This window comes from Paraburkholderia sp. Ac-20340, from assembly GCF_017104965.1.
Taxonomy (GTDB): domain Bacteria; phylum Pseudomonadota; class Gammaproteobacteria; order Burkholderiales; family Burkholderiaceae; genus Paraburkholderia.
In genome coordinates this window covers 14,071-37,676 of the sequence record NZ_JAAGPR010000023.1, presented here as the reverse complement: position 1 = coordinate 37,676, position 23,606 = coordinate 14,071, and the positions used below count along the sequence as shown (strand labels likewise).

At 63.4% G+C, this 23,606-nt stretch carries 24 protein-coding genes; 10 read left to right on the top strand and 14 right to left on the bottom strand.

The window, feature by feature from the left end; translation table 11 throughout:
- Positions 1-45: 45 nt before the first annotated feature.
- Both G3N59_RS24835 and G3N59_RS24830 read left to right on the top strand, forming a co-directional pair.
- Positions 46-1,023 (top strand): ABC transporter permease, encoded by a 978-nt coding sequence (locus tag G3N59_RS24835; RefSeq protein WP_205985462.1) that lies wholly within the window; start codon positions 46-48, stop codon positions 1,021-1,023.
- A 61-nt stretch (positions 1,024-1,084) separates the two neighbouring features.
- Positions 1,085-1,999 (top strand): ABC transporter ATP-binding protein, encoded by a 915-nt coding sequence (locus G3N59_RS24830; protein ID WP_205985461.1) that lies wholly within the window; start codon positions 1,085-1,087, stop codon positions 1,997-1,999.
- Between the two features lie 25 nt (positions 2,000-2,024).
- Here the strand turns inward: G3N59_RS24830 and G3N59_RS24825 are convergent, their stop codons facing one another.
- Positions 2,025-2,525 carry a hypothetical protein gene (locus G3N59_RS24825; protein WP_205985460.1) on the bottom strand — a complete coding sequence of 167 codons (501 nt, stop codon included), beginning with the start codon at positions 2,523-2,525 and terminating at the stop codon, positions 2,025-2,027.
- Positions 2,526-2,739: 214 nt separating this feature from the next.
- Between G3N59_RS24825 and G3N59_RS24820 the strand changes: the two genes are divergently transcribed.
- The gene (locus G3N59_RS24820; RefSeq protein ID WP_205985459.1) at positions 2,740-3,039 is read left to right on the top strand and encodes a hypothetical protein; all 300 of its coding nucleotides are present in this window, start codon (positions 2,740-2,742) and stop codon (positions 3,037-3,039) included.
- 15 nt (positions 3,040-3,054) lie between these two features.
- Here the strand turns inward: G3N59_RS24820 and flhC are convergent, their stop codons facing one another.
- A complete protein-coding gene (gene flhC, locus G3N59_RS24815; protein WP_205985458.1) occupies positions 3,055-3,654 on the bottom strand; it encodes a flagellar transcriptional regulator FlhC in 600 nt (199 codons plus the stop codon).
- Between the two features lie 454 nt (positions 3,655-4,108).
- On the opposite strand from flhC, the gene G3N59_RS24810 reads away from it, so the two are divergent.
- Complete coding sequence (locus G3N59_RS24810) at positions 4,109-5,050, top strand: tyrosine-protein phosphatase (protein WP_205985457.1); 942 nt, start codon at positions 4,109-4,111, stop codon at positions 5,048-5,050.
- Between the two features lie 50 nt (positions 5,051-5,100).
- Here G3N59_RS24810 and G3N59_RS24805 read toward each other — a convergent pair whose 3' ends face one another.
- From G3N59_RS24805 to G3N59_RS24795, 3 genes are all read right to left on the bottom strand, one after another.
- On the bottom strand, positions 5,101-6,366 hold the full coding sequence (locus G3N59_RS24805) for an ATP-binding protein (protein WP_205985456.1): 1,266 nt from the start codon (positions 6,364-6,366) through the stop codon (positions 5,101-5,103).
- Complete coding sequence (locus G3N59_RS24800; protein ID WP_205985455.1) at positions 6,363-7,112, bottom strand: response regulator; 750 nt, start codon at positions 7,110-7,112, stop codon at positions 6,363-6,365. The genes G3N59_RS24805 and G3N59_RS24800 overlap by 4 nt, the downstream gene beginning before the upstream one ends.
- Positions 7,113-7,201: 89 nt before the next feature.
- Positions 7,202-8,011 (bottom strand): hypothetical protein, encoded by an 810-nt coding sequence (locus G3N59_RS24795; protein WP_205985454.1) that lies wholly within the window; start codon positions 8,009-8,011, stop codon positions 7,202-7,204.
- A 436-nt stretch (positions 8,012-8,447) separates the two neighbouring features.
- On the opposite strand from G3N59_RS24795, the gene G3N59_RS24790 reads away from it, so the two are divergent.
- Complete coding sequence (locus tag G3N59_RS24790; protein ID WP_205985453.1) at positions 8,448-9,020, top strand: hypothetical protein; 573 nt, start codon at positions 8,448-8,450, stop codon at positions 9,018-9,020.
- A 116-nt stretch (positions 9,021-9,136) separates the two neighbouring features.
- Entirely contained in the window at positions 9,137-9,928 is a 792-nt protein-coding gene (locus G3N59_RS24785) for a response regulator (RefSeq protein WP_205985452.1), read from the top strand.
- Between the two features lie 85 nt (positions 9,929-10,013).
- On the opposite strand, the gene G3N59_RS24780 is transcribed toward G3N59_RS24785, so the two are convergent.
- Genes G3N59_RS24780 through G3N59_RS24765 form a run of 4 tightly spaced genes read right to left on the bottom strand, consistent with a single transcriptional unit; the run spans position 10,014 to position 12,120 of the window.
- Positions 10,014-10,790, bottom strand: coding sequence for a flagellar basal body L-ring protein FlgH (locus G3N59_RS24780; RefSeq protein ID WP_241024017.1), 777 nt, complete (start codon positions 10,788-10,790; stop codon positions 10,014-10,016).
- Positions 10,791-10,845: 55 nt separating this feature from the next.
- Entirely contained in the window at positions 10,846-11,682 is an 837-nt protein-coding gene (locus tag G3N59_RS24775; RefSeq protein WP_205985451.1) for a hypothetical protein, read from the bottom strand.
- Positions 11,683-11,695: 13 nt separating this feature from the next.
- Positions 11,696-11,884, bottom strand: coding sequence for a DUF6726 family protein (locus G3N59_RS24770; protein WP_205985450.1), 189 nt, complete (start codon positions 11,882-11,884; stop codon positions 11,696-11,698).
- A 53-nt stretch (positions 11,885-11,937) separates the two neighbouring features.
- Positions 11,938-12,120, bottom strand: coding sequence for a hypothetical protein (locus G3N59_RS24765; protein ID WP_205985449.1), 183 nt, complete (start codon positions 12,118-12,120; stop codon positions 11,938-11,940).
- A gap of 389 nt (positions 12,121-12,509) precedes the next feature.
- Between G3N59_RS24765 and aldA the strand changes: the two genes are divergently transcribed.
- The 4 genes from aldA (at position 12,510) to G3N59_RS24745 (ending at position 18,340) form a co-directional block, all read left to right on the top strand.
- Positions 12,510-13,931, top strand: a complete 1,422-nt coding sequence (gene aldA / locus G3N59_RS24760; protein WP_205985448.1) for an aldehyde dehydrogenase — start codon at positions 12,510-12,512, stop codon at positions 13,929-13,931.
- Between the two features lie 220 nt (positions 13,932-14,151).
- On the top strand, positions 14,152-15,408 hold the full coding sequence (locus tag G3N59_RS24755) for an MFS transporter (protein WP_241024054.1): 1,257 nt from the start codon (positions 14,152-14,154) through the stop codon (positions 15,406-15,408).
- 13 nt (positions 15,409-15,421) lie between these two features.
- Complete coding sequence (locus G3N59_RS24750; RefSeq protein ID WP_205985446.1) at positions 15,422-16,639, top strand: mandelate racemase/muconate lactonizing enzyme family protein; 1,218 nt, start codon at positions 15,422-15,424, stop codon at positions 16,637-16,639.
- 18 nt (positions 16,640-16,657) lie between these two features.
- Positions 16,658-18,340 (top strand): GMC family oxidoreductase N-terminal domain-containing protein, encoded by a 1,683-nt coding sequence (locus G3N59_RS24745; RefSeq protein ID WP_205985445.1) that lies wholly within the window; start codon positions 16,658-16,660, stop codon positions 18,338-18,340.
- On the opposite strand, the gene G3N59_RS24740 is transcribed toward G3N59_RS24745, so the two are convergent.
- The 5 genes from G3N59_RS24740 to G3N59_RS24720 form a co-directional block, all read right to left on the bottom strand.
- Complete coding sequence (locus tag G3N59_RS24740) at positions 18,313-19,191, bottom strand: LysR substrate-binding domain-containing protein (RefSeq protein ID WP_205985526.1); 879 nt, start codon at positions 19,189-19,191, stop codon at positions 18,313-18,315. The genes G3N59_RS24745 and G3N59_RS24740 overlap by 28 nt on opposite strands.
- A gap of 144 nt (positions 19,192-19,335) precedes the next feature.
- On the bottom strand, positions 19,336-20,502 hold the full coding sequence (locus G3N59_RS24735) for an MFS transporter (protein ID WP_205985444.1): 1,167 nt from the start codon (positions 20,500-20,502) through the stop codon (positions 19,336-19,338).
- 7 nt (positions 20,503-20,509) lie between these two features.
- On the bottom strand, positions 20,510-21,334 hold the full coding sequence (locus G3N59_RS24730) for a betaine/proline/choline family ABC transporter ATP-binding protein (RefSeq protein WP_205985443.1): 825 nt from the start codon (positions 21,332-21,334) through the stop codon (positions 20,510-20,512).
- Between the two features lie 45 nt (positions 21,335-21,379).
- Positions 21,380-22,345: a proline/glycine betaine ABC transporter permease gene (locus G3N59_RS24725; protein ID WP_205985442.1), complete on the bottom strand. Its 966-nt coding sequence runs from the start codon at positions 22,343-22,345 to the stop codon at positions 21,380-21,382.
- Between the two features lie 45 nt (positions 22,346-22,390).
- Complete coding sequence (locus G3N59_RS24720; protein WP_205985441.1) at positions 22,391-23,440, bottom strand: ABC transporter substrate-binding protein; 1,050 nt, start codon at positions 23,438-23,440, stop codon at positions 22,391-22,393.
- Between the last annotated feature and the right edge of the window lie 166 nt (positions 23,441-23,606).

Below are 23,606 nucleotides of genomic sequence, written 5' to 3'. Positions count from 1 at the left end.
GGACGAAGCGCAGTAAAAGAGAGCGCAGTAAAAGAGGAGAGCACCATGGCCGAAATCAGCCAGACCGGTATGTTTGCAGTACGCCGCGAGCTTACGCCGCGCGGCAAATGGATGTTGGGACTCGGCTCGTTTCTGGTGCCGCTCCTCATATGGTGCGTGGTGAGTTATGTGCCCTTCGTCTGGCACTCGCAGATGTTGATCACGCAGCCCGGCAGTGTCGATTATTTTCAGCCGGGCATGCGGATCGACAAAGCCATTTTCGCCGATGAACTGGCGCATGCACGCGAGACGCACGCCGCACTGCCCGCAGGCATGCCCGCGAACCCCGTGTATCTGCCCGCGCCGCATGAAGTGCTGCGCGCGTTCTATACGGCGTTCACGACGCCGCCTGCGTCGGCTGACGGCGTGTGGCTGCATCAAAGCCTCTGGCACAGCATCCAGATCATTTTCTGGGGCTTTCTGGTTTCGTCGTTATTTGGCGTGCCGCTGGGCATTGTGTGCGGCACCTATAGCGCGCTGGCGCGGCTGCAGGAGCCGTTTTTCGAGTTCTTCCGCTATTTGCCCGCACCTGCATTCGGCGCGCTGATGGTGGCCGTGCTCGGCATTTACGATGCGCCGAAGATTGCGATTATCGTGATCGGCACGCTGTTCCAGCAGGTATTGATTATCGCGAACACCACGCGCAAGCTGGAATTCGGCTTGCTGGAGGCGGCCATGACGCTGGGCACTACGCGCCTGAAACTGCTAGCGCATGTGGTGGTGCCCGGCATTTTGCCCGATCTCTATCGCGATCAGCGCATTCTGCTCGGCTGGGCGTGGACCTATCTGATCGTCGCCGAACTGGTGGGCACGAGTTCGGGCATCACCTGGTACATCACGCAGCAGGCGCGTTATCAGCATTTCGATAACGTGTATGCCGCGATCATGATGATCGGCATCATCGGGCTGGGTACGGATATCGTGCTGGCATTTTTCGGGCGCAAGCTCTTCCCGTGGGATCGCACGTTGGCCGCTGGCCGTTGAAGGCGTGATTGCGCTTCACGCGTTTCGCCTGCATCACGCTTTTATTTTCAAGGACGCCATCATGTTCAATCCGCAGCCGGTCCCCGACTATCTTCTGCAGTCCGATGCCGTGCGCGAACGCTTCGCGCGGCTCAAGGCGCGTGCGCCCCTGCTCGAAGTGCGTAACCTCACGAAGCGTTTTTCCTCGCCGCAAGGCGAACATACGGCGCTCTCCAATGTCAGCTTCACCACGCATCGGCGCGAGTTTGTCTGCGTGATCGGTCCTTCCGGTTGCGGTAAATCCACCTTGATCCGCATTCTCGCGGGGCTGGAAACGCAAACATCGGGCGAAGTACGCGTGAACGGCAAGGCAGTGCGCGGGCCTGGCGTCGATCGCGGCATGGTGTTTCAGGGCTACACGCTGTTTCCGTGGCTGACCGTGAAAAAGAACGTGATGTTCGGACTCCGTATGAGCGGGCAAGGCGCTGCCGAAGCCGAGCGCGAAGCGCTGCAATGGCTCGATCTGGTGGGGCTGGAGAAGTTTGCCAATGCGTATCCGCATCAGCTATCGGGTGGCATGAAGCAGCGCGTGGCGATTGCGCGCGCACTGGCGAACCGGCCCGGCATTCTGCTGATGGACGAACCGTTCGGCGCGCTCGACGCGCAGTCGCGCGCGAAGATGCAGCGTCATCTGCTCGATATCTGGCGTAATGTCGATATCACGATCTTCTTCATTACGCACGATCTCGACGAAGCGATCTTTCTGGCCGACCGTATTCTGGTGCTCAAGGCCAATCCCGGCGAAGTGCAGGAATTGATCGAAGTGCCGGTGCCGCGACCGCGCAGTTATGCGCAGTTCAATTCACCGGAATTTCTGGCCACGCGCGCGCGGCTGGACGCACTCATTCATCCGCCCACGCCAAATGACGCCGACGAAGAGTCGAGCGCGCAGCCGCATATGATCCGGCTAACCGATATTCACGACTCGGTCGAATAAACTCGCGCGCGCACCGTGGCGTGCTTCAGATAAACAGCGAAATCAGCCCGCCGATGGTGATGCCGGCAGCCAGCCATCGGCCCAGCGTGTAGGCGTGGTTCGAATCGGGCGGCAGGTCGGGCCGTCCGAGTCCAAGTGCGCCATACACCACGGATTGCAGCGGTTTTGCATCGGCATCGCTGCTGCTTTCGGTCACGCCGGTGTCGTTCTGCGCGTCGCTTACCGTTGCGCTCGAAGGCGTGGTGGCGTCGTCGGTCGAGGCATCGTCGGAGCTATCCGCCGATGTGTCGTCCGACGACGCCGTCGCTGTTGCCGCCTTTGCCGTAGCAGCCGGCGCCGTCTTCGATGCAGCGGCATAGCCCAGCGGCGAAATCTGCACCGCTTCGTCCTGCGAAGCCGGCGTAGCGCTATCGCCCGTATTCTTGCTGGTGGTTGCGTTATTGTCCGTGGCCGTGACGTCCGCCTGACTCTTGCGGGCGTACGCGGCGCCGTCGCCCGCCGTCGTCGCCAAACTGCCGATATCCATATTCCCCTCGTTAAACTTTATCGCGACGGTGGCATGTTCCCACGTCGGCGTGTCAATCCTCTTATCGAATAGCGCGGAGAAATGCGCGATATTCCGGGACCCGTTCGCGCGCGCGTAGCGGCAGAATGTCGGTATGAATGGTTACGCCGCTACGCCCAATGTCGAATAAGCCCTTACGCATCCGCAAGCCGGTGCAACAGAAAGAGAGCTGGGTGTGAAACGGCCTTCGCGCCGTAAGGTTTTCGAGGCGCTGTATCGCGCGGCGTATGTGCAGGGTCATGCACGTCTGCCCGAAGCGCTCGAGCGCGACCTCAATAACGAATACGCCCAAAGCGGCCCGCAGATTGCATGGGAAATCTGGCAGGCGGCGCACACGCACGCGCTGGAAATGGCCGCACAGATTTGCGAGCAGCGCCAGGCCGCGCATTTTAATCAGGAAAGCAAAGCAGCGTGCCGGCTTTGCGCCGGCGATATTCGCGCCATGCTCGAAGAGGCCGAAAGCGACGACGCATAAGGCGTCGCTGCGCTTTCAGGCTGCGAAGGGTGCGGGGACAACGTTTGCGCCTGCGGCAAAACGCGACAGGGCATTATTTTCCTGGTTACGGCTTTCCAGTACGGCGCGCGTGACACCGGCGCGCGAGGGCGGCGCACAGACACAGCAGGTATAGGGTTTATTGGCGTCGCGAATCGGGCGCACGAAGCGGCCCGTGCAGGTGCCGCAACGCGTCAGCGTCAGCAGACCGCCTTCGAAAAAGCGCAGCAGCGTCCAGGCGCGTGTGAAGCTGAGCACGCGCTCGATTTCGGCGCAATCGCAATGTTCGATATAGAGCCGGTAAGCGCGTGTCAGCGCATCGAGCCGGCTGCACTTCGCTTCGTCCTTGAGATACAGAAAGACGTTGTAGAACAGCGAAGCGTGGATATTCGGCAGCCACGTGAAGTACCAGTCCGCGGAGAACGGCAGCATGCCCTTGGGGGGCGAGGCGTCCTTCAGTTCGCGATAAAGCCGGATCAGGCGGTTTCTCGAGAGATTCAGTTCTTTCTCCAGCACGGGCATACGTGCGCCGAGCTGGATCAGTTCGATTGCGCGCATGACCTCGCGCGCCTCTTCGGTGACACTGCCTTTGTACATGACGTTGCACTCCCATGAGCATCAGACAGCGTGGCGTCCATGCCTGAATTCACGGGCGATTATAGAAGCGGGAGATTGAGCGTCAAGAATAATATTTTGGAAGTAATTGGAAGTTTCGTTAATGAAATCAAGGGCTTTTCGCCGCGCCCCGCGCTGGCAAAGGCGCGATGAAAAATGGGGTTTCATACGATCTTTCCAGCTATGTTGAATTGGAAAGATAAGGAAAGATTTGTGGCGGAAAACGTCCGTGACGTGGCGTTTTCGGCGGGGCATGATGGCGTCGCCATCCCGTGTCATGCAATACCAGGTAATACAGATTATTACTGAGTCTTGCGACGTAACCCATTTCTGGCGATCTGCCGGTAAACTTCAACTTTCCATTTTTTACGCGCGCGGCATCAATTCGCCGCCGCGGGCTCGCCGGAACGCGAGCACCATTACTCGCTTTCTATCGATGATTCTTCCTTTCTCCGCCTGTTCTTCTTCGTTCAGGCAAGTGCGCAAGCGTTTGCCGGGTGCCGTATCCGGCGGTGTCGCCCATGCGGCGCGCGGCGCGAGCGCGGGGCTTGCCAGCCCGCCGCGGCGTGCGCTGCTAAAGGGCACGATGAGTGTGCTGGCACTCGGCGGTTGCGCGAGCACCTTGTTGAGCGCCTGTGGCGGGGAGTATTCGGACGGCACCGGCCCGCAGTTCGCGCCTTCGCCGGTCGTGAATTCGGTGACCAACTTCCGCGATGTCGGCGGCGCGGCGCCGGGTTATTCGACCAGCGACGGCGCCCACGTGCGACGTGCGCTGTTATACCGCAGCGACGCGCTCACGCCCAACACGGTGGATGCGGTCACGCTGGAGCGCATGGCCTTCGCGTGCGTCTACGACCTGCGTACGCCCGCCGAAAACGACATGACGCCCGATACGGTGCTGACGAGCGCCAACCGCGTGTCGCTCAACGTGCTCGGCACGCCGGGACCGCGCTCGTTCGCGGGTTACACGGCTGGCGATCTGGATGCGGCGATGCAGGCGCAGTGGCGCGAATTCGTGACTGGCCGCATGCAGTGCATCGCCTATGGCGCGCTACTCGAACATATCGCCGAGGCGCCGGGGCCGCAATTGATCGTGGGAAGTAGTGCGGTGGATGTGGCGGGCTGGGCTTCGGCGCTGCTGCTGCTGATCGCCAATGTGCCGCTCGAAATCGTCGTGCAGGATTTTTTGCTGACGAACGCGTGGCGCTCGACCACAATCGACGCGGACAATCTCACGCCACCCGTACAGGCCAGCTATCTGCAGGCCGCCTGCGACGCTTTGCAGCGCTCCTATGGCGATATCAACCGTTACCTGGAGAGTGGCCTGGGTCTGGCCTCGGTAACGGTCGATCGCCTGCGTGCGCGTCTCGTGGTGTAAATCGGCGCGCGTCAAATTGACGCGGCAATTGAGTCTCGGCTAATTGAGCCTTAAATAACGGGCAGCGCGATCTGGATGCGCAGCCCGCCTTCGGGATGGTTGGACAGGGTGCACTGGCCACCCTGATTGCGCACGAGGCGCGTGACGATCGCCAGTCCCAGTCCGCAATGACCTTCGCCGCCGCGCGCTTCGTCGAGCCGCACAAAGGGCTTGATCGCCGCGGCCACGCGATCGGCGGGAATGCCCTGGCCGTGATCGCGCACTTCGATCAGCCATTGCGTGCCTTCGCGGCGCGTGGCGATCTCTACAGGCGGCTCGCCATGTTCGAGCGCGTTGTCGACGATATTCGACATCAGCCGGTCCAGCAGCGTGCGCGGCAGCTTGAATGCCGGGCCAGCGCCCAGATCGAGCCTGAAAAGCGTGTCTTCTTCGCTGCCGGTGTCCGAGAAATATTGCTCGCGCAGCAGCGCATCCACTTCCACTTCCGGGCCGGATTCGGGCTTCTGGCGCGCGAATTCCAGAAACTGCTGGACGATGTCGTTGAGCGAATCGACTTCGCGATAAAGCTGCTGGCGCTCGCGGTCCGAGCCCAGCATCGAGGCGCGTAATTTGAGGCGCGTCAGCGGCGATTTCAGATCGTGCGCCACGCCTGCGAGCATGACGGCCTGATCGTCGTCGGCTTCGTTGAGCTGCTTCATCATGCGATTGAACGAGCCGATCAGGTCGCGCAGTTCGCGCGGGCCGCGTTCCTTGACGGGCGCGGGCCGATGGCCGCTGCCGAATGCACGGGCGGCCTGCGAGATGATGGAGAGCGGGCGTTGCATCTGCCACATCGCCAGCAGCGCGACGAGCAGCGACATGGCGAGCAGGCCGGCGGCCTGCGGCAGCAGATTGGGCGGCGGCGGCAGATCGATGGGCGCGACGATCCACGTGGGGTGGTCTGCGAAGCGCACCCAGAGCGCGGCGCGCCGCAGATGCTGATCGGCGAGAATTTCAGTGCCTGCGGGCAGATCGCGCAGCAACTGCTTGCGCAGATCGGCGAGCGGTTCGTGCGTGGGCACGGCCAGCTTCACATCGGCCGGCATGTTCCAGGTCGGCACCAGATGCACGCGCAGCGCGGGCGCCAGTTCGACTTCGTTGGGCATCGAGCCGTTGGCCGCGTGCAGCATCAGCAGCAGACCGCGCTCGAAGCCCTCGACTTCATGGCGGCGCGGCTGCGGCGCGAAAATGACGAACCAGCACGCCTGCACCACGAAGAGCACGAGCGCCGACATCAAGGCCATGCGGCCAAACAGCGTGTTCAGCGGATTGTTCATGAACCGGCGTCGGCATCGGCGGCGGCAGTGCCATCGATTTCGTCTTCGCGCAGCGGCACGAAAACATAGCCCTTGCCTCGCACGGTCTGCACGAAGCGCGGTTGGGCCGGGTCGTCTTCGATCACGCGGCGCAGACGCCAGATCGGCACGTCCAGGCTGCGGTCGTTGAACGGCTCGCCGTCTTCGCGCAGCAGATCATGAATCAATACGCGCGAAAGCACGCGGTAGGGGTGTCGCGCGAAGATCTTCAGGAGCGCGAATATGCTGTCGCGCAGCGGCACGCGCTCGCCTTCGCGCAGCAGCGAACGCGTGGCGAAGTCGAGCTCGAACGGTCCGAACTGGCAGCGCTCGCGCGCTTCGGGCGCGCTGGGCGGCACGGCGCCATGACGGCGCAACACAGTCTGGATACGCAGCAGCAGTTCCTGCGGGTCGAACGGCTTCGCGACATAATCGTCCGCGCCGAGCGTGAGCCCGGCGATGCGGTCGGTCACCGCGCCACGCGCGGATGCGAAGATGACCGGGATGTCGTCGCCCTGCGCACGCAATGCAGCCAGCGTGCGCAAGCCGTCGGTACCCGGCATCATGACGTCGAGCACGATGACCGAGGGTCGCTCGCGCTCGAGCCGACGCGCGAGGTGCGTGCCCTCGTGCAATACGGATGTCTGGAAGCCGTGGGTCCGCAGGAAGCGGGAAAGAAGATCGCGCACGACCGGATCGTCGTCGACGATGAGAACGTGTGGACTCATCGTGAAATTTTATTTGATGTCGACGTTTCGATGAATAGCCCCGGTGTGACTAATTCTTACCTTTACTTACAAGCGGGGTTCAACCCGGCTTACTTGACGGCGACAGCCGCTTCCTGAACCGCCGTCTGCGCGGTCTTCGCATTCGTCTGATCAGAAGCCTTCGCTGCGGCCGGCTTGGCCGGCTGCTTCGCGGCCTTGGCGATCACGTCGTCGATCGAAGCGATGCTCGCGGCGTTCGCCACGGCCTTGCCCGAATCCGCGTTCGCTTCGGCTTTCGAAGCCGGTGCGGCAGCGGGGATGTGCTTGGCCATCGCATCGCCGAGGCGCTTGGAGCGTGCATCGGCAACCACGCCGCTCGGCATCTTGCGCAGACGCAGCGATTCGGCGCTGGCCTGTGCGTCGTCGTGCTTCGTGTCCGTGCTCTTGACCGGCGCCTGTTCGATACCCTTCATCTGCAGCACGGCGTCCTGAGCGGTCGGGGCCAGATGCTGGTCGACGACACCGTCCTTCACGCGTTGCGCGGTGGCCTGCTGGCCGTGGCGGTAGTCGCCTTCGAGCTCGGCGATACGGCGGTTGTACCAGTCCGTCACGCAAGCCTTGTCTTTACAGTTGTGCTGGCGCCACTGCCACTGGTGCACGCGGTCGGCTTCGAGCGCGGTGGCGTCGGGCGTCGCGTCGACGGCGCTGCGATAGAGCGCGGCCAGCTTGTCGTCGAGCGCGGACAGCGCCGGGTCGGTGCAGACGATGCGTTCCGACGCCGAGGCGTTGTGCGGGCAATGGAAGCTCGCCGCCTGCGCTGTCGTCGAAACGGCGAGCGTAGCGAAGAGCGCGAGCGCGGCGGCGCCAAGGCCGCGATGCAGGGTGAAGTCAGCGCGGCGGGTTTTCGTTTCTCGGTTCATGTCAGGCACGATGATGTTGAATTGACAGGGACGACAGGCGGCTCGTCCCGCGTCGCCACGGCATATTTCGCCGCAAGGAAACGATAGCGCAGCGTCCTGTGCGCAAAGCCTCGCTCAACGGGGCGATTGCCAGGCCGCTTACAAAACATTTCAAATGGAGCGCGCGAGGTAAGAGATTGATTGCGCGCACGACGCATCTGCGGCCATCCGGCGCAGGTGCTGCATAAAAGTGCTTACCGGCAGGGAGATTTGCGAAGGACTGGAAAGCCACTTTCAACATTGGCCGATGTCCGCGCCATCGCACAGCGCGCTTTGCCGCGATGATGCATGTCGAGTCCTGCCGTCCGTGCAATCCGGCCCAGCCGGTTGCGCGCGGCGCGCAGCCTGCCGCGATGTTCGCGGTGCAGCCTATCGACGCGTTCTGTCCTTCGCTTCCATGCCCAACGTTATCCGCTCCTTATTTTGCGCGGCGGCGCTCGCTGCGCCGCTCGCACTCAACGGCTGCGCGTGGACGCTGATCACGGCCGCCGACGCCACCGGTTCCGTGATTCAGGCCGGTTATGCCGTTGCGTCGAATTACTCGTCGCCGAAATTCGTGACGGGCCGGCCTGTGAATCTGAGCGACGTCTGCATCGAAATCAATCCGATGGTCACGGCGGCCGATTTCGTGCCGTCGCTGCAATACGCGCTGTCGCGGCGCGGCGTGCGCTCAGATCTCTATAGCCCGGGCACGGAGCCGTCCAATTGCGAGGGCCGGCTGGTCTATAACGCGTCGATCGAATTCGGCCGTCCGACTTTCAGCGACGACAGCAAGGCTTATCTGTCGACCATCAATATGACGATCTTCATGCACAACCGTATTGCGGTCACGGCGCGCTACGAAGTGCATGGCCTGAGCACCGACCGCTATTCCAGCGCCGCGGTGAAACTGCAGGGTCTGATCGACAGCATGGTGGTCGATCAGACGCGCCTCGCCAGCACGTTCGACTCGGCATCGGCCGGGCAGTAATCGTCCATCATTTCTCCACAATCTTTCGTGTCACGTATTTCCGGAAAGAGTTTCGGAAAGGATTGGGAAGGTAAGGGGCCTTTCCCGCGCGTGGCAGTGTCCCTTACGATCTGCGCATGACCAATAACGTTTTTCTCGTCGACGACGATCCCGTCGTGCGCGACGTCACGGCCGAATATCTCCAGATGCGCGGCTTTACCGTCACCGCGCTGCCGTCGGCGCGCGCCCTGCAGCAGAAGCTGCGTACCGAACGGCCTCAGGTTGTCGTGCTCGACATCATGATGCCGGAGGTCGATGGCATCAGCGCCTTGCGCGAACTGCGCGCGAGCGGCGACGATCTGCCGGTGATCATGCTGACGGCGCGCAACGAGGTGATCGATCGCGTGCTCGGCCTGGAGTTCGGCGCCGACGATTACGTGGGCAAACCGTTCGATCCGGGCGAGCTGGCCGCGCGCATCCGCACGGTCATGCGCCGCCGCAGCGTGGCGAGCGCAACGGGCGCGCCGGAAAGCCGCGCGTCATTCAGCTTCGGGCCGTTCGAACTGGACTTCCGCTCGCGCGAGTTGTTCCGCGACGAAGAGCGTATTCCGCTGCGTTCGAGCGAGTTCGCGTTTCTGAAGCTGTTCGTCAATCACGCGATGACGATTCTTTCGCGCGAGCAGATCATCGAAATCGTCTACGGCGAAGCGGGGCGTTATCGCAATCGCAGCCTGGACGTGGCGATCTGGCGTTTGCGCCGGCTGATCGAAACCGATCCTTCCGAGCCGCGTTATCTGCAGACGGTCTGGGGCCACGGCTATGTATTCGTGCCCGACGGCGAAGTGGGCGTGGCCGAGCGCTACAGCGAATATAAAGGCGAGCACAAGAAAGGCGAATATGCCGCCGATCTCGAAGGCGACGCCGAGTAAATAGAAAGGGCGGTGCGTTTTAATCGACGCACCGCCCTTTTTCCATCTGTCTTGCCAGCAGCCTTCAACGCGCCCAGCGTTCGCCTTAGAACGTCAGCACGCTCAGGAACATGCGCTGCAGCCAGCCCACGGTGGTCGCATCGTTGAGCATGCCGTGGCCGACCTGCTCGATACGCGCATTGGCGATCTTGCTCGAATCCACGAAATTGTCCGCTTCGACATCGTTCGGATTGACGATGCCGGACAGACGCAGGCGCTGGTGTTCGCCGCTCATCGCGATGATCTTTTCGCCGGACACCACCAGATTGCCAGTCGGCGTCTTGCTGATGATGGTGACGGCCAGCGTGCCGGTCATGCCGCTCGAAAGCGTGTGATTGCCGCTGCCGTTGAAGGTCGTCGATGCCGAACCGATGTTGAACAGACGCGCGAGACGTGCGGCCGTGCCGGTCGATTGATCGGCGGCCGTGGCCGTGATGTCGCTCGAACGTTTGGCGGCGGCGGTGGCGGTGTCGTTGCCGCTATACGTTTCGGACAGGCGGATCGTCAGCACTTCGCCAATGCGCTGCGCGCGCGGCGTTTCGTAAAGCGCGAGCGACGTGCCGGCCTGATAGATCGAGCCGCTCGTGTTGACGTTGAGCGGCGCTTCGGCGAGCGGCGGCGTCATCGGCGTTTCGACGATCGAATCGTTGGTGGCGCAACCGGCGAGCGGCAGGACGATCGCCGCGCAGGCGAGCAGGCCGCCGAGGCCGGGCCACGAAAGGCCGGGCCGCGAAAGGCTGAATGCTTTCCAGTTCTTCCCAGAAAGTAAGGATTCCGATTTAATCGGAAGGTGTTGAGGGCGGTAAGGTTTCATCATATTCATCGGGATACGCGTAGTGGCGGGCTCGCTGGAGTGGCTATCCTGGTGGCCTGGCAGATCAGCCTTCGTCGAACTGGCTGACCTTCAACGCGCGCTCGAAGCCCTTGGGGCGCGGCATGGGTGGTTTCAACAGATAAGTCAGCGTGGCACGTCCGCCATCCGGCAGCATGCAGATCGTGATCGTGCTGGAGGCGTTGTCCCATTCGAGTAGCGGCACATTGGCGTTGCCATGCATGTGCGGCTTGCCATAACGTGCAGCGAGCAGGTCGCGCAGGTCGAAAGCCGTCATGCTGTCCACCACGAAAGACATCTCATAGAGCCGCAGCGGCTCGCCTGGCGCGTCGTGCGCGAAACGCAGCACGTGATCCACGGCGGGCGCGCCGGCCACGACGGCGAGCGAGGGCTCCCAGCCGTTCGAGGTGCGATGCGCCCAGCGGCAGGCCACATTGGCACTGGCATAGCTCTTGAGCATCATGCCGATATCGCCGCCTGCCACGTCAGTTTCGCAAAGCAGCGTGCTCTCGTGCGGCGTGGCGCGGATCATGTTCGCTTCGCGCAGCGCGGTGAGCGTAATGCCCAGCGAGATGCCGCGAAACGAGAACGGCGTATCGTCCTGCACGGCGGCGCGGGCGCGTGCCCGCACGACAGGCGCGCGGCGTTGCGGCGCATGGGGGGCGGCGGCTACCGTGGACGGCGTGGCCGCTTTCGGCAGGACGGGCTCGAGGTCGACTTTAGGCGCGTTTTGCGTAGCCGCCGGTCTGGCGACGATCACCGTACCGGACACGACTGTCGAAGTCTTGCCCGGCGCTTCGGCGCAAACCGGCATGGCGGTCAAGCCGGCGCAGAGTGCGCCGATGGCACCAGCCGCATAGACGAACCTCGACGCCCGTTTCATGGTGCAACTCCGTTTAGTCGACTGCCGCTGCGCACGCGTCGAACGGGATCGCCGCGGGATGACCGACGACGGGCACGATCTTCAGCGTTGCCGAAGCCACACGGCAAGGAAATGCCACCACTGCGCAACCGTCGAGCGGAAGCACAAGGCCGGCGAGCACGAGCGCTGACGCGATACGCGCGAAACCACTGGAAATACGCATTGCAATCAGCCTGAACAATACTTTGGAGTACGACACAGCAGTCGACACGAGGGTCATGCAGTGGTGTTGATGTTGTGGCCGAGCGGGCCGACCGGCGCGGTGGGTTGCGCGACCGCCGGCTGGCCCAGATTGCCTGCCGGTTGTTGCAGCACGCTGGGTTTCGAGTTGCGGTTGTTGGCCAGTGGCGCAAGCGCCGCGTTCTGGCTGAGGTTACTGGAGCCGATAGAGCTGGTCATGTGGGGCCTCCTTGGCACAATGAAACGAAGAGGAGGGCGCGCGCCGCCGCAGCGGCCGCCCCAGGCGTCGCGCCACGGGCAAGCAGGTTCCGTGGCGGCGAGGGAATCTTCGCGGCAAGCGCCCTGGCATGAAGCAACAATCAAAGCAGCGAATTCCTGAAGCCTTACGAGTCCTTCCACGTGTATACAAATGCCCCCGTCAAACCCGCATGGCGACGTGGGAAATGTTGCGCATCCTTGCGGCCGGTAAGGGCAAATCCTTGCTGGACGGGCGTTTGGGAAGCATGCGTTTTACGCATGCTTCCCTCGACAATTAATCGTTTTTCGCCGATTCGCGACGGCGTGATACTGCGCCCACCTCAGACGTGGCGACGATCAGGCATCACATCATGCGAGCAGATTACAATTTCATTAACGGGACATTTCTCGAAACGGACGCGCAGCGCATCGCCGTTCATAACCCCGCAACGGCTGAACTGATCGGCCATGTGAGCGCCGCGAGCGCCGCCGACGCGGCCCGCGCCGTCGAAGCCGCCGCCGCCGCGCAACGCAGCTGGCGCCGCGTCCCGGCCGCCGAGCGCGGCGCGATCCTGACCCGTTTTGCCGATGTCATCGACGCGCGTTCGCCGGTGATCGGCGCGGTGCTGGCCGCCGAATCGGGCAAGAGCGTCGCCGACGCCACCGCCGAAGCGCATTACGCCGCCGAAATCCTGCGCTACCACGCGCAATGGGCGCGCCGTATCGAAGGCGAAGTGATCCAGAGCGACAGCGCCAACGAAAACCTCATCCTCATGCGCGAGCCGATCGGCGTCGCCGCGTGCCTGATTCCTTTCAATTTCCCGATCTACACGCTGCTGCGCAAGATCGCTCCGGCGCTCATCACCGGCAATGCGGTGGTGGTGCGTCCGAGCAACAACACGCCGTGCTCGGCGTTCGAAGTGGCGCGCGCCGCCCAGGAAGCGCAACTGCCGCCGGGCCTGTTCAACGTGCTGGCGATGGATCACGACACGGCTGCGGTGCTCTGCACGCATCGTGAAGTCGGCATGATCACGCTCACGGGCAGCGTGACGGCCGGCCGCAAGGTGCTGGACTACTGCAAGGAAAACATCGCGAAGCCGTCGCTCGAACTGGGCGGCAAGACGCCGGCCATCGTCGAAGCCGACGCCGATCTCGAAGCCGCCGCCGCGGCCATCGTGCGCTCCAAGACCACGCACTGCGGCCAGCTTTGCACCGCCATCGAGCGCGTCTATGTTCAGGCTTCCGTGCACGCACGCTTTGTCGAACTGCTGCGCGAAAAGATGCAGGCGGTGAGTTTCGGCGACCGCGCCGAGGACGCCGCACGCATGGGGCCGCTGGTGAGCGCCCAGGCGCGCGCCGCGATCCATGCGATGGTCGAGCGCGCCGTCGCCGATGGCGCCGTGATCGAAACGGGCGGTTTCCTGCCCGAAGGCCCGGGCCATTTCTATCCGCCCACGCTGCTGAGCGCCTGCCGCCAGGACATGGAGATCGTGCAGGACGAGATTTTCGGGCCGGTGCTGCCGGTGCTGTCGTACGAGACGCTCGACGACGCGCTGCGCATGGCCAACGACCATCAGTTCGGCCTGTCGTCCGTGCTCTATACGGAGCGTTATCGCTCGGCGATGCGCGTGGCCAACGAAATCGAATCGGGCGAGCTTTACGTCAACCGCACGCCGGCCGATCCGTATCAGGGCTATCACGCAGGCTGGAAGCGTTCGGGTCTGGGCGGCGACGACGGCAAACACGGCATGCTCGAATTCACGCAGACGCGCCTCGTCGTCATGCCGTTCTAGGTTATCGGATTTATTCGTTCGGATCACTGAACGAATCGTGTGAAGGGTATCCGCTGCAACGGATGCCCGCTTGAAGAAACGCTGGCCGCTGCATCGATGCAAGCGAGCCGGCGGTATGGAGACAATCTTGCAGAAGTCCATCGCCAAACCGGTCGCACCCGTTGCGCCGGCCGCCTCGCCGCGCGCCGACGCCTCGTCCATCAATACTGCCTCGGGCAAGATGCAGCGCTACGGCCAGCTGTTTCTGCTCGTGCTGGCTGCGGGCGCCATCTACCCGATTCTCTATCTGCGCCAGGTCTACCAGACCACCATGCTCGATGTGTTTCACATCGACAATGCGCAACTGGGCTACCTGTATTCGGTGCTCGGCATCATTTTCTTTCTGTCCTATCTGCCGAGCGGCTGGCTGGCCGATCGCGTCGCGCCGCGTCTGCTGATCTGCTTTTCGCTGATCGCCACGGGCGCGCTGGGGCTGTGGTATTCGACCGCGCCGTCGTTTCACGCGCTGCTGGTGATCTTCTGCTGCTGGGGCCTGACGACCGGGCTGACGTTCTGGGCATCGGTGCTCAAGCGCGTGCGCATGATCGCGGGGGCGAATGAACAGGGCCGCTTCTTTGGTCTGCTCGATGGCGGACGCGGCCTGATTGAAGCGCTGCTCGCGACCGCCGCGCTCGCGCTCTTCGCCGCCGCGACCAACTCGGGACGCGGCGAAGCCGCGGGCCTGCGCCACGTGATCTATATGTATTCGTTCACGTGTATCGGCATTGGCGCGGTCATGAGTTTCTTCAAGGACGCGAAAGCCGAAGCAGCCAGCGCCAGCGCTGAAAAGCAGGGCGATACACGCGGCGCGCTGTGGCGCGATCTGATGACGCTCGCCTCGATTCCGCAACTCTGGCTCGTGGCCGCCGTCGTGTTCTGCGGCTATCAGATCTTCTGGGCGACCTATAGCTTCTCCGCGTATCTGCAGCAGGGCGAGATGCATATGACGGTCGTGGCGGCCGGCATGGTCACCACGCTCAAGCTCTGGATGCGTCCGCTGGGCGGCATCGGCGGCGGTTATCTGGGCGACCGCTTTTCGAATCTGCGCGTGCTGATCTGGGCGCTGTTCCTGGCGGTTGCCGGTCTGCTCGGCCTGATCTTCCTGCCTGCGCTGCGCAATATGGCGGTGCTCGGCGCGGTCGTGCTCTTTATCGGCCTGATGACTTACGCGATTCGCGGCCTCTACTGGACGCTGCTCGATTACTGCGCGATTCCCATGCGCATTACGGGCCTCGCCATCGGCCTGGTTTCGCTGATCGGTTATTCGTCGGACATTTTCCTGCCGCTCCTGAACGGTTATTTCACGGAGCATTACGCAGGCATGCTCGGCTATCAGTTCTATTTCGCCTACGTTGCCGCGATCGGCACGCTCGGCGGTGTCGCGGCGCTCGCGCTCAAGCGCATGTCGTATCGCCAGTCCCCTTCACAAACTGCCTGAATACGCTCGAACCATGAAAGTCGTTGCAATGCAAACGCACGTCGTTGCGGTGCCTCCTCCGCACCTCGGCGGTATGTACTGGATCTTCGTCACGCTGGAAACCGATTGCGGCATCCAGGGTGTGGGTGAAATCTACGCGGCCACCTTCCATCCCGATGTGATGGTGCCGGCGATCGAAGACGCGTTCTCGCGCTATCTGCTCGATCGCGATCCGCATCATGTCGAGCGTCTGTGGCGCGAAGCGTATTCGAGCGGCTTCACGCAGCGCCCCGATCTCACGATGATGGGTATCGTCAGCGGTCTGGAAATGGCCTGCTGGGACATCATCGGCAAGGCGGCGAACAAGCCCGTGTACGAACTGCTCGGCGGCATGGTGAACGAGCGGCTTCGTTCGTACACCTACCTGTACCCGAAGAACGCGAAGGGCGAGTACGACTACGACGATCCCGATCTCGCCGCCGAATGCGCAGCGCAGATGGTCGAGATGGGCTTCAGCGCGGTGAAGTTCGATCCGGCGGGTCCGTACACGGCGTATTCGGGCCATCAGCTTTCGCTCGAAGTGCTCGATCGTTGCGAAACGTTTTGCCGCAAGGTGCGCGAAGCCGTGGGCAACAAGGCCGATATTCTGTTCGGCACGCACGGGCAGATGGTGCCGTCGTCGGCCATTCGCCTGGCAAAGCGCCTCGAAAAATACGACCCGCTGTGGTTCGAAGAGCCGGTGCCGCCGGGCCAGCCGGACGCCATGGCCGAAGTCGCGAAGCACACCAGCATTCCGATTTCGGCTGGCGAGCGCCTGACCACGAAATACGAATTCCACAAGCTGCTGGAAGCGGGCGCGGCCTCGATCATCCAGTTGAACGTGGCGCGCGTGGGCGGTCTGCTCGAAGCCAAGAAAGTGGCGACGCTCGCGGAAGTCTATTACGCGCAGATCGCGCCGCATCTCTACAACGGTCCGATTGGCGCAGCGGCGAGCATCCAGCTTGCGGCCTGCACGCCGAACTTCCTGATTCAGGAAAGCATCGGCACGTGGGGCGGTTTCCACGCGGAAGTGCTCAAGCAGCCGATCCAGTGGGAAGACGGCTACATCATTCCGTCGAAGGCGCCGGGTCTGGGCGTCGAACTGAATATGGACGTCGTGCGCGCGCATTCGCCTTACATGGGCAAGCGCCTGCATCTGCAGATGGCGAGCCAGCCGGCCGATGTGCGCGACACCGCACCGGCGCGTGGATAAATACGCGGGAGCATTGCGATGAATTACGACTACATCATCGTCGGGGCAGGATCGGCGGGCTGCATTCTCGCTGAACGCCTTTCGGCTTCGGGACGCCATTCGGTGCTGCTGCTCGAAGCGGGCGGCCCGGACAATTCGTTCTGGTTCAAGATTCCGATTGGCTTTGCCAAGCTGTACTACAACAAGCAGCACAACTGGATGTATTACAGCGAGCCGGAAGCCGAACTCGCGGGCCGCCAGATCTACGCGCCGCGCGGCAAAGTGCAGGGCGGTTCGGGCTCGATCAACGCGATGATTTACGTGCGCGGCGCCGCGCGCGATTTCGACGACTGGGCGGCGGCCGGCAATCCGGGCTGGTCGTACCAGGATGTGCTGCCGTATTTCCGCAAGCTCGAATCGCATCCGCTGGGCGACACGGCATGGCACGGCGCGAATGGCCCCGTGCGCATTTCGCCGATGAAGGACGGCGCGCATCCGATCTGCCAGACCTTCCTCGAAGGTTGCGAGCAGTTGGGTTATGCGCGTAACGACGACTTCAACGGCGCGAAGCTCGAAGGCGTGGGTATTTACGATGTGAATACGCGCGACGGGCAACGTGCGTCGAGCAGCTTCGCGTATCTGCATCGCGCCGGGGCACGTGCGAATCTCAAGATCGAGCACCATGCGCAGGCGATGCGCGTGCTGTTCGATACGAGCGGCGCAACACCGCGCGCGAATGGCGTGGAATTCATGCAGCAGGGCGCGAAGCGCACCGTGCATGCGAACCGCGAAGTGATCGTGGCGGCGGGCGCGGTGGATTCGCCCAAGCTGCTGCAACTCTCGGGTGTTGGCGCGGCGCCGTTGCTCAAGCAGCACGGCATCGGCATGGTCCATGAATTGCCGGCGGTCGGGCAGAATCTGCAGGACCACCTGTGCGTGAGTTTCTACTATCGTTCGCGCGTGAAAACGCTCAACGACGCGTTCAGTAGCTGGGCCAGCAAGCTCAAGTTCGGCATGCAGTATCTGTTCCAGCGCAAGGGGCCGTTCTCGATGAGCGTGAATCAGTCGGGCGGCTTCTTCCGCACGTCTGCCGATGAAGCGCATCCCGATATGCAGGTGTATTTCAATCCGCTTTCGTATCGGATTCCTAAATCCAGTCGTGCGCAGTTGACGCCGGAACCGTACTCGGGTTTTCTCGTCTGCTTCAATCCGTGCCGTCCGACCAGCCGTGGCTCGATCGAGATCGCTTCGAACGATGTGGCCGATGCGCCGAAAATTCGCGGCAATTATCTGTCGACGCAGAAAGACCGCGACGAAGCGATCAAGGGCAGCCGTCTGGTGCGCAAGCTGATGCAGGCGAAAGCGCTCAAGGACATCACTGTGGAAGAAGTCACGCCCGCAGGCGAAGTCACCGACGACGCCAGCATGCTCAAGTTCTTCCGCGAGCAGAGCGGCTCGATCTATCACCTGTGCGGCACCTGCGCGATGGGCCCGGACCCGCGCACCTCGGTGGTGGATGCGCGCCTGCGCGTGCATGGGATCGACGGCTTGCGGGTGGTCGATGCGTCGATCTTCCCGAACATCACGTCCGGCAATACCAATGCGCCGACCATGATGGTGGCGGAAAAGGGCGCGGATCTGATTCTGGAAGACGCGGACCGCACGATCGCCGCGCGCGGTCTCGCAGATAACGTTCAGCGTGCTGCCGCGATCTCTTCCTGAAGCCACTGCCTGAAAAGCTGGAGCGGCCTGGACGCTTTCTGTTCGGGCCGCACCACGAACCAGTAGGATTGCCGCCCATCCACGTGGATGTCGCGCACCGGCGCGAGCAGGCCATCGGCCAGTTCGCGCCCGATCATGTTGCGATCGGCCATCGTCACGCCCAGCCCTTCGATGGCGGCGCGAATCGCATGGTCGAGCAGATCGAATTCATAGCCGCCCGAGGTGTCCACATCCTCGATCCGCGCGGCGTCCAGCCAGTGCCGCCAGGTCAGATAGCGCTGGTTTTCCGCAGCCAGCACATGGAGCAGCGTTTGCTGCGTCAGATCGACCGGACCGTTCGCGAGCAGCGCGGGCGAGCACACGGCGATATGCGACTCGTGCATCAGCAGCGAGCTTTCCAGCCCATCCCATTCGCCATCGCCGAAACGGATCGCACAGTCGAGCGCCGTCGAATCGGCGAGACTGTCCTGTAGCTGCGTGGTCAGGCTCAATTCGAGCGAGGGATGGCGCGCGTGCAGGCGCGTGAGACGCGGCACCAGCCAGCGGCTCGCAAAGGTAGGCGGCGCGTTCACGCGCAGGCGGTTCAGATCGCTCTTCTGCTGGATCGTGCGCACCGTCAGCTCGATGCGGTCGAACGATTGCTGGAGCGTGCGCAGCAGCGCGCGCCCGGCCTCGGTCAGTTCGAGCCGATGATGGTGGCGTTCCAGCAGCGTTTCGCCGAGCTGTTCTTCGAGCTGGCGCACCTGGCGGCTGACCGCGCTCTGCGTCACGTTCAGCTGCTCGGCGGCGCGGGTGAAGCTGCCGCTCGTGCCTGCCGCCTCGAACGCCTTCAGGGCGTTGAGCGCCGGCATCTTTCGCTTCAAGGTTGTCTCCTCGCGATCGGCGCCATCTTGAAAAGACGCGGCGCCAAAACGACGGAGTATACCGGGCGGGTTGGGCCTGGGCGCGCTTTTGCTGCGTTGGCCGCGTTGGCCATTCTGGCGATGCCGGCCCATCTAGCGGCGCGCCCGCGACAGCGCCGCCAGCCCGAGCGCGATGGCCAGCGCGAACACATAAAGGCCGCCCGGCCCCAGCAGACGCATGAAAAGCGAAGCGAGCGTCGGCCCGGCCGCGCCGCCCAGCGAAAACACCAGCAGCAATGTGGCGCTGGTCTGCACGCGGCGGGTTTGATCGACGTGATCGTTGACGTCCGAGACGATCACGCCGTAAAGCGTGAAGGTGAGCGCAACGTAAAGAAACAGCAGCGTGTCCACGAGCCACGGCACGCGCACGACGATCAGCGCGGCCGCCGCGACGGCCGCGGCCAGCGAAATCGCGCCCAGCGTCGCGCGCCGCCCGAGCCGGTCCGAAAGCCGGCCCACCGGCCACTGCGAGAGCAGTGCGCCGATCAGCACGATGCCCATGGCGTGCGAAATATCGCTGGCCGGAAAGCCGATGCGCGCGAGATAGACCGGCGTGAGCGCATAGAACGCGCTGGACAGCAGCCCCGCGCCGATGCACGCCGGCACGCTGCGCGGCGCGACGCGCGCGAGTTCGCGCAGACCGTCGAGCAGCAGCGTCGGGCGCTTGGGCGTGGCGAGCGGCGAAGCGCGCGCGGCGGCTTCGGTCACGGGCGGCGGCACGCTCTGCTGCCAGTCGCCGATCAGCGCGACGGGAATCAGCGCGGCCACGTAAAGACCGTTGACGAGCGCGTGCTCGACATTGCTGCCCGGCGCGGCCACGCCCAGCAGGAACTGTCCGGCGCTCACGCCCAGATAGGTGAGCACGAGATAGAGCGCGAAGGCGCGCCCGCGCTGCGCATTGGCGACCGCGCCGTTCACGCCGCTTTCGATCGACGTGAAGATGCCGACCATGCTGAAGCCCGTGACGAGCCGCAGCGCGGCCCAGACATCGGGCGAATCGAAGGAGAGATAGCCGAGCGCGGCCAGCGCCGTGAGCGCGCCAAAGCCGATAAAGGCGCGCTGCGGCCCGATGCGCCCGACCAGCGGCCCGAGCCCCAGCGCGCCCACGATAAAGCCGACGTAATAGCACGACTGCACGAGGCCGACACCGAGCGCACCATGCGCCGCCTCGAGCATGCGCAACGAGATCAGCGTGGTGAGCAGGCTGTTGCCGCAGACGAGTACCGTGTAGCCGCCCAGCAGGCCGTAGAGCGCCCGCATGCGTGGCTTAGTGGGTCGTGCCGCTGCGGCGCTCGACGAAGCGGCGTACGTAGTCGTCGGCGGGACGATCGAGGATGTCGTCGGGCGTGCCGCACTGGATCAGACGGCCGTCGCGCAGGATCGCAATCTGGTTGCCGATGCGCAGCGCCTCGTCCAGATCGTGCGTGATGAACACAATCGTCTTCTTCAGCGTCTTTTGCAGTTCGAGCAACTGGTCCTGCATTTCGGTGCGGATCAGCGGATCGAGTGCGGAAAACGCTTCGTCCATCAGCAGGACGTCGGTATCGGCGGCGAGCGCGCGGGCCAGACCCACACGCTGGCGCATGCCGCCCGAGAGTTCGTCGGGATAGTGATCGCAGTAATTGCCGAGTCCCACCTTGCCGAGCCATTCGCGTGCGCTCTCCAGCGCGGCGGCTTTTTTCTCGCCGCGCGTGACGAGCGCGTAGGCCGCGTTATTGAGCACGGTCTGATGCGGCAGAAGCCCGAAGCTCTGGAACACCATGCTCACGCCGTAGCGGCGCAGCTCGCGCAGACCGTTATCGGACAGCTTGAGCACGTCCTTGCCGTCGATCAGGATTTCGCCGACGGTCGGCTCGATCAGGCGATTGAAGTGGCGCACCAGCGTGGATTTGCCGGAACCCGACAGCCCCATGATGACGAAGATCTGCCCCGAGCCGATCGACAGGCTTACGTCGTTCAGGCCCACATTGCAGCGGGTCTTTTCCAGCACTTCGGTTTTGTCCGCGCCGCTGCGCAGCATTGCCAGCGCGCGCTCGCTCGCGTCGCGCGCGCCAAAGATCTTGTACACGTGTTTGACTTCGATGCCGCTCATATTCGTTACCTCTGTGCGAATTCGGGTGTGCTGGGCGCAAGCGCCTTACTTGGCCGGCTGGCCGCTCAGGTCGCTGGCTTTGGCCGCCTCGGCGTTGCTGTCGGCCTGATTGCGGGCGCGGCGAAACGGAATGCGCGACGGCTGCTTGCCCTGGCGCGCGAGGCCGCGCGTGCGGCGTCCCTGGCCGTAGCCCTGGCTGATGCGGTCGATCACGATCGCGAGAATCACGATCGCGATGCCGGCCTGCGTGCCCTTGCCCACGTCGAGCGTCTGGATACCGGCGAGCACGTCTTCGCCGAGACCGCGCGAACCGATCATCGAAGCGATCACCACCATCGACAGCGCCATCATCGTGGTCTGGTTGATACCGGCCATGATGCTCGGACGTGCGAGCGGCAACTGCACGCCGAACAGCAGTTGCGCGCGCGTGGTGCCGAAGGCGCGCGCCGCTTCGACGATCTCGCCATCGACGTGACGGATGCCCAGATCGGTCAGACGAATCAGCGGCGGCAGCGCGTACACCACGGTGGCGAGAATCGCCGGCACCTTGCCGAGGCCGAACAGCATCAGCACCGGAATCAGGTAGACGAAGCTCGGCAAGGTCTGCATCACGTCGAGCACGGGCAGCAGAATGCGGCGCAGCGTGGCGCTACCGGCGGCGAGAATGCCCAGCGGCACGCCCAGCGCCACGGAGATCACGGTGGCGACGACCATCAGCGCGAAGGTCTGCATGAGCTTGTCCCACAGCCCGAAGCAGCCGATCAGCCAGAGCAGCCCGACGAACAGCAGCGCCACGCCCACGCGGCGCGACGCATGCCAGCTTAGCAAGCCGACGAGCGCGAGCACGAGCAGCGGCGGCATCGCGCGCAACAGGCCTTCGAGCGGCACGAGCACGTCGCGCAGCATCAGCACGCTGAAGTTGTGGAACGCGTCGCCGTATTGCTGCACGAACGCGGTGACCTGATCGTTGACCCAATCGGCGATCGACAGGTGAAGAAAGGGTGATCCCATGGTGAGCCTCATTCTGCGTGTGACATGTGTTGCGCCAGGTGCCGATCAGGTCTTCAGACCCGCCTGCACGCGCGCCGCGACATCCGGCGTGAGCCATTGTTTCCAGATTTCCGGGTGCTGCTCGAAGAAGCTGCGCGCGACGGTCGAGGCGTCGAGCTTCTTGTCGTGCATCTGTTGCACCAGTTGTTCGTCGAGCGTGAGCGGCAGGCTCACTTTTTCGAAGAAGGACAGGGCGCCAGGTTCGGCGTCGAAGAAGGGCGTGGAGAGCGCGACCTTCAGATGCGAAACCTTGAACGCGGAAGCGCACGGCGTGCCTTTCGGATCGGCGATGGTGTTCCAGCAGGCGTCCGAATACGGCGCGCCCGCAAGCTGCACGAAGTGGTACTTCGCCATCAGCCCGGCCGGTTGCCAGTAGTAGAACAGGATGGGCTTGCCGCGCTCGTAGGCCGAGGCGATCGCTGCGTCGAGCGCGCCGCCGGTGCCGGGGCGGAAGTTGGTGTAATCGTCGCCGAGCTTGTAGGCGGACATCAGACGATTATTGAAGCGCTCGCAATCCCAGCCGGCCGGGCAGTTGTAGAAGCGGCCCTTGCCGGGTTCTTCGTCGTCGCTGAAAAGATCCTTGTATTGCGGCAGTTGCGCGATCGAGCGCAGTTGCGGCGCGAGCGGCTTGATGCCGCGTTTGGCGTCGCCGTTGATGACGTAGTCGGGCACGTACCAGCCTTCCTTGTCGCCGCCGGGAATCAGTTCGCCCACCAGTTTGACGCTGCCGTCTTTCAGGCCGCGCGCGATGATGGGGCTGCGGCCGGTCCAGTGTTCGGCCCAGATCTGCAGGTCGTTATTGGTGAGCGCGGTTTCCGTGGCGGCGGTGGCGCCCGGCACGACTTCGGTTTTGCAGCCGTAGCCTTTTTCCAGCACGGTGCGGACCATTTCGGTCATCAGCGCGCCGCTTTCCCAGGTGATCTGGGCGAGCTTCACGGTCTTGCCTGACTGGCACCAGCTGGCGCTTGAATTGCCTGCTGCAAAGCTGCTGGTCGCAGCGCAGGTGAGCGCCAGTGCGGCGGCAAGGCGTACGCCTGCCAGCTTCCATCCTTTCATGTCTCCTCCGTTCGCGTATGTCGTATCGGGGTCGCCCGGTTTCCCTCTGCATGGCAGGGGACTTTTGATTTGGCGCGAACAGAGTCTAACGGCAGCATTTTGGGTTGCGAAGCAACGAAAAGTCATCGAAGCATTACCTGATCTCATGCCGATGATCCGGCGTCAT